We start from the raw sequence: 8455 nt of genomic DNA, 5'->3' as shown, positions 1-8455 counted from the left end.
CTGGAAGCCAGCCATCGCGGCTGGGGCCAGTCGATCGTCATCGGCGTTGCGGGCGCCGGCCAGGAGATTTCGACGCGGCCGTTCCAGCTGGTCACAGGCCGGACCTGGAAAGGCACCGCCTTCGGCGGCGCGCGCGGCCGCACCGACGTGCCGAAGATCGTCGACTGGTACATGGAGGGCAAGATCCAGATCGACCCGATGATCACGCATACGCTCAAGCTCGAAGACATCAACAAGGGTTTTGACCTGATGCATGCCGGCGAGAGCATCAGAAGCGTGGTCGTCTACTGATGAGCGCAGTCGCATATGAGGTCGACGTCAGGGGCCTGGACGACCTGTCCCCTGGCGATCTCTATGCGATGCTGAAAATGCGCATCGACGTCTTTGTCGTCGAGCAGAAATGCGCGTTCCCGGAGCTGGACGGCAAGGACCCCGAGGCTCTGCACCTCAGGCTGCTTGCCGGCAAGGAATTGCTGGCAAGCACCCGGATCATCGGGCCCTCCGGCACCGACGGCCCGGCCTATATCGGCCGGGTCGTGGTGTCGCCCGGCCACCGCGGCAAACGGCTTGGCGACAAGCTGATGGCCGAATCCATCGCCGCCTGCGAACGGCTGTTCCCCAGCCGCCCGATCGCGCTGTCGGCGCAGAGCCATCTCGAAAAATTCTATGCGTCCTTTGGCTTCGAGACCGTGTCGGAGGAATATCTGGAAGACGATATCCCCCATATCGACATGCTCCGGCCCTTGCCTGCCTGAGCCTTGCGCATGCAAGGTGCAGCGATGGACAACAAGCCTATCATCTACGTCGACGCCGACGCCTGCCCGGTCAAGGACGAGGTGGTGAAGGTCGCCGAACGCCTCGATCTCATCGTCACCTTCGTCTCCAATGGCGGCCTTAGGCCGTCGCGCGATCCAATGATCCGCAACGTGGTGGTCTCCAAGGGAGCGGATGCCGCCGACGACTGGATCGTCGAAAACAGCCGCGCCAACGACATCGTCGTCACCGCCGACATTCCGCTGGCAGCCAGGGCGGTCGCGCTGGGCGCCCATGTGCTGGGGCCGACCGGCAAGCCCTTCACCCCCGAGACCATCGGCATGGCGGTCGCCATGCGCGACCTCAAGCAACATCTGCGCGAGACCGGCGAGAGCAAGGGCTACAACGCATCCTTTGCACCGCAGGACCGCTCGCGCTTCCTTGGAGCGCTGGACCAGATGGCGCGCCGGGCCGTAAAAGTGGCAGCAACGGGTGGCGCACCGGCATGAAGCCGTTCGGCCGCCACTTCATCTTTCTCGCCAGCGCAGGCATTGGCCTGGTCGCGCTTGTCGCGGCACTGCTGTTTCACCATCCTCTCAGCTACAGCATCGCCGCCAACGCCTTCTTCGCCTGCTACATCTTCCTGGTGCTGCGCGAGATGCCGAGGCTGACCGCGGACTTCCTCAGCCGGCGCGCCCAGCAGGCCGACGAGCCGATCTGGATCATCTTCCTGGTGACGATCGGCATCGTGGTGGTTGCCGTCGGCTCGCTGTTCATCCTGATCAACGCGAAACAGGTACCCCACGCCTATTGGCTCGCCTTTTCGCTGCTGTCGCTGCCACTCGGCTGGCTGACAATCCACGCCATGGCGGCACTTCACTACGCCCGTCTGTACTGGAAAGGCGACAGCAAGGCAGACGCCACCTCGACGCGCAGCCGCAAGCCCGTCGGCGGATTGATCTTTCCCGGCACGGAACGCCCCTGCGGTTGGGACTTCCTCTACTTCGCCGTGGTCATCGGCATGACGGCGCAGACAGCAGACACCAACATCTCCTCGACGCACATGCGCCAGGCAGCGCTGGTCCATTCGATCCTGTCGTTCTTCTTCAACACCATCATCGTTGCTGCCGCGGTCAACCTTGTGGTTTCGCTCGCCAGCTGATTTCACGCCGATGTCATCGTCACCACGAAACCCTGCCCTTGCCGCATCCGTAATTCGACCAAGGTATGCGCTCGGCGGGCAGTCTCCCGTTGCGCCCGACGGAGGTCAGCTGCGATGGAAAGCCATGTTCTCAAGGCACATGACGACGAGCCGGCGAATGCGGCAGCTGGCACGCTCGTCTACCGGCAAACGCGCTGGACGCGCCTCACCCACTGGATCTGGACGTTGTCGCTGTTTTTCCTGCTGCTCAGCGGTCTGCAGATATTCAACGCCCACCCGGCGCTCTACATCGGCAAGCAATCGGGCTTCGAGTTCGACAACGACGTCCTGGTCATTGGGTCCGACTATAATTCAAATGGACCAATAGGTTACACCGAATTCCTCGGTAAAAGATTCAACACCACCGGAATCCTCGGCCTTTCCGGCACCGCCGACAATCTCGATGCGCGCGCGTTTCCCGCATGGGCGACAATTCCTTCCGGCCAGGACCTTGCAACCGGCCGCGTCGTCCACTTCTTCTTTGCCTGGGCCCTGTCGGGAACTCTGCTGGCATGGTTTGTCGCGAGCCTGCTCAACGGCCACCTGCGCCGCGACCTCGTGCCTCGCGTCGACGACATCAGGCGCTTGCCCAGAGACATCGCCGACCACGCCAGGCTGAAGTTCCACCACAGCCGCAACTACAACACGCTGCAGAAGCTCGCCTATGGCGGCGTGCTGTTCGTGCTTTTGCCGCTGATGGTCGTGACCGGCCTTGCCATGTCGCCAAGCATGAACGCGGCCCTTCCATTCCTCGCCGACCTGCTTGGCGGTCGGCAGACGGCGCGAACAATACATTTCGTTGCGATGGCGCTTCTGGTCGCGTTCTTCATCGTCCACATGCTGATGATCCTGGCGGCAGGCCCGATCAACGAACTGCGCTCGATCGTCACCGGGTGGTACCGCACGGATTCGCCCAATGGCGACAACGGTTCGCACAATGGGAGTGCGTGACATGCCGAAATTCCAACTGAACCGCCGGCGCTTTCTGACCGCGGCATCGCTCGGCATCTCGGGAATGGCACTGTCCGGCTGCGATGCATTCGACTTCCTGCAGGACAGCGACAACGGCGTGCGCAACGTGCTCGAAGGCGCCAACGGACTGACCTATCGCGCGCAGAGGCTGCTCGCGGGCCGCGCTTCGCTTGCCCAGGAGTTCTCCGAGGCGGACATTCGCCAGTCGCAGCGGCCCAACGGCGTGACTGCACCCGACGACGACACCTACAAGGGCCTGCTGTCGAATCAGTTCGCCGACTGGCGGCTCGACGTGGCCGGGCTCGTCGAAAAGCCGCTGTCGCTGTCGCGAGAGCAACTGATGGCGATGCCTTCGCGCACCCAGATCACCCGGCATGACTGCGTCGAGGGCTGGAGTTGCATCGCCAAATGGACAGGCGTGCAGATGGGGCTGGTGCTCGACGCCGCCGTGGTGAAGCCGAATGCCCGCTACGCGGTTTTCCATTGCCTGGACACGATCGAGCGCAGCCTGTCCGGCGAGGTCAAATATTATGGATCGATCGACCTGCTCGACGCGCGGCACCCGCAGACGATCCTGGCCTACGGCATGAACGGCAAGGCTTTGCCGGTCGAGAACGGCGCGCCGCTGCGCGTCAGGGTCGAACGCCAGCTCGGCTACAAGATGCCGAAATACGTGCACAGGATCGAGTTGGTCGACGGTCTCGGCGCGATGGGCCTGGGCAAGGGCGGCTATTGGGAAGACCGAGGCTACGACTGGTATGGCGGCATCTGACGACAGTGACAGCAATTGCGTTCACTACCCGGAAGTATTGGATGGGACTATCCGGCCGTGTGAATAAGCACTGCGCTCCTAGGTGACAAAGAGTCGTCGTTGGGATATTGACGAGTCGTCTGGGGCCTTTGCGGGCTCCACCTGTTTGCGGGAGAGAGCAGCGAAAGCTGACGCCGAAGGGGAAATCGCCCGAAATCTCTCAGGCAAAAGAACCGTAAACGGGAAGGACACTCTGGAAAGTCGGGGCCGAAAACCCCGCGCCGAAGGTGTAAGCGCTGCCGACAGAGTTCCGGAGCGCGAGTCTCTCAGGCTTCAGACAGAGGGGCACGGAATGGCCGCCGCAGCGGCTGGACACGTGCGACTCTGGAGAAGACATGACGGGCGACAACACCCACAACCTACCGCTTGCAGACCTGCATTCCGCCGCTGGTGCGCGCTTTGGTGCCTTTGCCGGCTGGAACATGCCGCTGACCTATCCCGCCGGCGTGATGAAGGAGCACCTTCACACCCGCGAGCATGTCGGCCTGTTCGACATTTCCCACATGAAGCTGTTCGTGGTCAGCGGCCCCGGTGCCGCCGACCTGCTCAACCGTGCCTGCCCGCTCGACTCCAAGGCGCTCGAGCTTCGCCAGTCGAAGTACACCTTCTTCCTGACCGAGGCGGCTGGCATCATCGATGACCTGATCATCACCCGGCTCGGCGACGAGCGCTTCATGGTGGTGGCCAATGCCGGCAACGCCGCGACCGACGAAGCGCATCTGCGCGACCTAGCCAAGGGCTTCGATGCCACGGTCGAGCCGCTCGACCGTGTCTTCATCGCCATCCAGGGCCCGGAAGCGGCCGAGGTGCTGGCAAAGGCAGGCATTGTCACTGACGGGCTGTTCTTCATGCAGGGCCTCGAACCCCGCGCCAACTGGTTCATGAGCCGCTCGGGCTATACCGGGGAAGACGGTTTCGAGATCGGCCTGCCCGAGGCGGACGCCCGCGAACTGCTGGGCAAGCTGCTCGGCGACGAACGCGTCATGTGGATCGGCCTGGCCGCACGCGACAGCCTGCGGCTCGAAGCCGGCCTCTGCCTGCACGGCAACGACATAACGCCCGAGACCGACCCGGCAGGCGCTGGCCTGATGTGGGCCATCCCCAAGGATCTGCGCACCGAAGGCACGTTCATCGGACGCGCGGCACTCGCCAAGATCCTCGCCGACGGAGCTGTGGAAAAGCGTGTCGGGCTGAAGCCCGAAGGCCGCCAGCCGGTGCGTTCGGGCACGCAACTCTTTGACGCCGACGGCAATCCGGCCGGTCGCGTCACGTCGGGCGGCTTCGGTCCCTCGGCCGGCTTCCCGGTCGCCATGGGCTATGTCCCGGCATCGCTTTCCAAGGCCGGCACCCGCGTCTTCGCCGATGTTCGCGGCACCAGGGTGCCTGTCGACGTCCATTCCCTTCCCTTCACGCAGCATCGCTATCGCAAAGGATAATTTCCATGACCAAGACCTATTACACAGAAGACCACGAGTGGCTGCGCGTCGAGGGCGACATCGCAACGGTCGGCATCACCGACTACGCGCAGGAACAGCTTGGCGACCTCGTCTTCGTCGAACTGCCTGAAGCCGGACGCAAGCTCGCCAAGGGCGACGTCGCCGTCGTCGTCGAATCCGTCAAGGCGGCTTCGGACGTCTATGCGCCGCTCGACGGCGAGATCACCGACGCCAACGCAGCCCTCTCGTCCGACCCGGCACTCGTCAACTCCGCCGCCACCGGCGAAGGCTGGCTGTGGAAGATGAAGATCGCCAATGCGGGCCAGCTCGAAGGCCTGATGGATGAAGCGGGCTACAAAGCCCATATCGGTTGACAGGATTGCCTGAGATGACCACTGCACCATACCCCTTTTCGGCCCGTCACATCGGGCCTGGCGCGGCCGAAACCCGCGCCATGCTTGCCGCCATCGGCGTGCCCTCGGTGGAAACGCTGATCTCCCAGGCGGTTCCGAAGTCGATCCGGCTGGACCGTCCGCTGGCGCTGCCGGCGCCTGCGAGCGAACATGAAGCGCTTGCCGAACTCGGCGAGAAGATGGGCCGCAACAAGGTGCTGAAGAGCTTCATCGGCGCCGGCTACCACGGCGTCAACGTGCCGCCGGTCATCCAGCGCAACCTGTTCGAGAACCCGGCCTGGTACACCGCCTACACGCCCTACCAGGCCGAGATCAGCCAGGGCCGGCTGGAACTTCTGTTCCACTTCCAGACGCTCGTCGCCGAACTGACGGGCCTGCCCGTCGCTTCCGCATCGCTGCTGGACGAGGCGACCGCCGTCGCCGAGGCCGTCGGCATCGCGCTGCGTCATCATCGCGACAAGCGCAGCCGTGTCGCCCTCGCCGGCGCAACGCATCCGCAGACGCTGGACGTCGTGCGCACCCGCGCCGAGCCCATCGGCACCGAGATCGACGGCGCGACCATCGACGACAACACCGCGGCACTGATCGTTTCCTGGCCCGACACCAACGGTGTCTATGGCGACCATAAGGCCGCGATCGAGAAGGCCAAGGCCGTCGGCGCGATCGTCATCTTCGTCTGCGACCCGCTCAGCCTGACCGTCACCGACGCGCCTGCCAGCCTTGGTGCCGACATCGCCGTCGGCTCGATGCAACGCTACGGCGTGCCGATGGGCTTCGGCGGTCCGCACGCCGCCTATTGCGCTGTCTCCGACAAGCTGACCCGCCTGATGCCAGGCCGCCTCGTCGGCCAGTCGGTCGACAGCAAGGGCCGCCCCGGTTACCGGCTCGCTCTGCAGACCCGCGAGCAGCACATCCGCCGCGACAAGGCGACGTCGAACATCTGCACGGCGCAGGCCCTGCTCGCCAACATGGCGGCGTCCTTCGCCATCTGGCACGGCCCGTCCGGCCTGCAGGCCATCTCGGAGCACATCCACGCACTGGCTAGCCGTCTGGCCGATGGCCTTAAGGCCGCCGGCGTCGCCGTGCTCGGCGACAAGCGCTTCGACACCGTCACCGTCGAAGCCAAGGGCAAGGCCGAGGCGATCGCCGCCGACGGCGAGAAAGTCGGCCGGCTGCTGCGGGTCATCGACGCCGACCATGTCTCGATCGCCTTCGACGAAACCTCCACCGCGGCCGACCTCGAAGCGATTGCCGCGCTGTTCGGTGCCAAGGTGCCGGCGGAGGCCAAGCGCGCCCTGCCCGGCAAGCCGCGCGGCAAGGAGTTCCTGACCCAGCCGGTGTTTCACCAGAACCGCTCGGAAACGGACATGATGCGCTTCCTGCGCCGGCTCGCCGACAAGGACCTGGCGCTCGACCGCGCCATGATCCCGCTCGGCTCCTGCACGATGAAGCTCAACGCTGCCGCCGAGATGATGCCGGTGAGCTGGCCGTCGGTCGCCAACCTGCATCCGTTCGCACCGACGAGCCATTCGCTCGGATATCGCGCGATGACCGACGACCTCGAGGCATGGCTGTGCGAAATCACCGGGTTCGACGCTGTCAGCCTGCAGCCGAACGCCGGCAGCCAGGGTGAGTATGCCGGCCTTCTGGCGATCCGCCGCTATCACCACTCGCGTGGCGAGACGCAGCGCAACATCTGCCTGATCCCGTCTTCGGCGCACGGCACCAACCCGGCAAGTGCGGCCATGGCCGGCATGGAAGTGGTGGTCGTGCACTGCCTCGACGACGGCGACATCGATGTCACCGACCTCAAGGTCAAGGCCGAGCAGCACGCCGACAAGCTTGCGGCGCTGATGTTCACCTACCCCTCGACGCACGGCGTGTTCGAGGAAGGCGCGCGCGACATCTGCGAGATCGTGCACACGCATGGCGGCCAGGTCTATTTCGATGGCGCCAACCTCAACGCCATGGTCGGGCTTGCCCGCCCGGCCGACATCGGCGCCGACGTCTGCCACATGAACCTGCACAAGACCTTCTGCATCCCGCATGGCGGCGGCGGCCCCGGCATCGGGCCGATCGGCGTCAAGGCGCACCTGGCACCCTTCGTGCCCGGCCACGTCGATGCAGGCACAAGCCATGCAGTTTCGGCTGCGCCCTTCGGCAGTGCCTCGATCCTGCCGATCACCTGGATGTACATCCGGATGATGGGTGGTTCGGGCCTGAAGCAGGCGACGGAGACGGCGATCCTGAACGCCAACTACATCGTCACCAAACTCGAAGCGCACTATCCGGTGCTGTTCAAGGGCCGCAACGGGCGCGTGGCGCATGAGTGCATCCTCGACACCCGCGTGCTGAAGGAGCGCGCAGGCATATCGGTCGAGGACATCGCCAAGCGGCTGATCGACTACGGCTTCCACGCACCGACCATGTCGTGGCCGGTCTCCGGCACGCTGATGGTCGAGCCGACCGAATCCGAGCCGAAGCACGAAATCGATCGTTTCTGCGAAGCAATGATCGCGATCGCTGCCGAGGCGGCCAAGGTCGAAAAGGGCGTGTGGCCGAAGGACGACAATCCGCTGGCCAATGCACCGCACACGGCGACCGAGACGCTTGCCGGCGAGTGGAAGCATCCCTACTCGCGCCTTGAGGCGGCCTATCCGGGCGGCGACCCCGACACCGCAGCCAAGTACTGGCCCCCGGTGTCGCGCATCGACAACGTGGCGGGCGACCGCAACCTGGTCTGCGCCTGCCCGCCGCTGTCGGAATATCTCGGCGCCGCCGAGTAAGCAGGCCCGAAACCAGATGAGACGGCCGGACATCTGTCCGGCCGTTTGCTTTTGCGGCGATGGCGCTATCTGCAGCCGTGCCG

At 64.7% G+C, this 8455-nt stretch carries 8 protein-coding genes, 1 pseudogene and 1 riboswitch; all 9 genes and pseudogenes read left to right on the top strand.

The window, feature by feature from the left end; genetic code table 11:
• Positions 1–291 (top strand): annotated as a pseudogene (locus GGR00_RS12445) (S-(hydroxymethyl)glutathione dehydrogenase); the annotation flags it as partial.
• Positions 291–755: a GNAT family N-acetyltransferase gene (locus tag GGR00_RS12440; RefSeq protein WP_055970935.1), complete on the top strand. Its 465-nt coding sequence runs from the start codon at positions 291–293 to the stop codon at positions 753–755. The pseudogene GGR00_RS12445 and the gene GGR00_RS12440, both read left to right, overlap by 1 nt.
• A 24-nt stretch (positions 756–779) precedes the next feature.
• On the top strand, positions 780–1262 hold the full coding sequence (locus tag GGR00_RS12435; protein ID WP_055970933.1) for a YaiI/YqxD family protein: 483 nt from the start codon (positions 780–782) through the stop codon (positions 1260–1262).
• Positions 1259–1915 carry a DUF1345 domain-containing protein gene (locus GGR00_RS12430; protein ID WP_055970931.1) on the top strand — a complete coding sequence of 219 codons (657 nt, stop codon included), beginning with the start codon at positions 1259–1261 and terminating at the stop codon, positions 1913–1915. The genes GGR00_RS12435 and GGR00_RS12430 overlap by 4 nt, the downstream gene beginning before the upstream one ends.
• 114 nt (positions 1916–2029) lie before the next feature.
• A complete protein-coding gene (locus tag GGR00_RS12425) occupies positions 2030–2905 on the top strand; it encodes a cytochrome b/b6 domain-containing protein (RefSeq protein ID WP_184699572.1) in 876 nt (291 codons plus the stop codon).
• A 1-nt stretch (position 2906) separates the two neighbouring features.
• A complete protein-coding gene (locus GGR00_RS12420; protein WP_184699571.1) occupies positions 2907–3698 on the top strand; it encodes a molybdopterin-binding protein in 792 nt (263 codons plus the stop codon).
• Between the two features lie 138 nt (positions 3699–3836).
• Positions 3837–3923, top strand: a riboswitch (glycine riboswitch).
• Between the two features lie 149 nt (positions 3924–4072).
• Positions 4073–5173: a glycine cleavage system aminomethyltransferase GcvT gene (gene gcvT / locus GGR00_RS12415; RefSeq protein ID WP_055970925.1), complete on the top strand. Its 1101-nt coding sequence runs from the start codon at positions 4073–4075 to the stop codon at positions 5171–5173.
• Positions 5174–5178: 5 nt separating this feature from the next.
• Entirely contained in the window at positions 5179–5547 is a 369-nt protein-coding gene (gene gcvH, locus GGR00_RS12410; protein WP_055970923.1) for a glycine cleavage system protein GcvH, read from the top strand.
• A 14-nt stretch (positions 5548–5561) separates the two neighbouring features.
• On the top strand, positions 5562–8372 hold the full coding sequence (gcvP, locus tag GGR00_RS12405; RefSeq protein ID WP_184699570.1) for an aminomethyl-transferring glycine dehydrogenase: 2811 nt from the start codon (positions 5562–5564) through the stop codon (positions 8370–8372).
• Positions 8373–8455: the final 83 nt, after the last annotated feature.

The sequence above is a fragment of the Aminobacter aganoensis genome, from assembly GCF_014206975.1.
Lineage (GTDB): Bacteria > Pseudomonadota > Alphaproteobacteria > Rhizobiales > Rhizobiaceae > Aminobacter > Aminobacter aganoensis.
This window is presented reverse-complemented; position numbering and strand designations above follow the sequence as displayed.

Excerpts from the sequence above, each read along its gene's own strand:
- GGR00_RS12440 (WP_055970935.1), top strand. The coding sequence starts at position 291 with ATGAGCGCAGTCGCATATGAGGTCGACGTCAGGGGCCTGGACGACCTG.
- GGR00_RS12435 (WP_055970933.1), top strand. The coding sequence starts at position 780 with ATGGACAACAAGCCTATCATCTACGTCGACGCCGACGCCTGCCCGGTC.
- GGR00_RS12430 (WP_055970931.1), top strand. The coding sequence starts at position 1,259 with ATGAAGCCGTTCGGCCGCCACTTCATCTTTCTCGCCAGCGCAGGCATT.
- GGR00_RS12425 (WP_184699572.1), top strand. The coding sequence starts at position 2,030 with ATGGAAAGCCATGTTCTCAAGGCACATGACGACGAGCCGGCGAATGCG.
- GGR00_RS12420 (WP_184699571.1), top strand. The coding sequence starts at position 2,907 with ATGCCGAAATTCCAACTGAACCGCCGGCGCTTTCTGACCGCGGCATCG.
- gcvT (WP_055970925.1), top strand. The coding sequence starts at position 4,073 with ATGACGGGCGACAACACCCACAACCTACCGCTTGCAGACCTGCATTCC.
- gcvH (WP_055970923.1), top strand. The coding sequence starts at position 5,179 with ATGACCAAGACCTATTACACAGAAGACCACGAGTGGCTGCGCGTCGAG.
- gcvP (WP_184699570.1), top strand. The coding sequence starts at position 5,562 with ATGACCACTGCACCATACCCCTTTTCGGCCCGTCACATCGGGCCTGGC.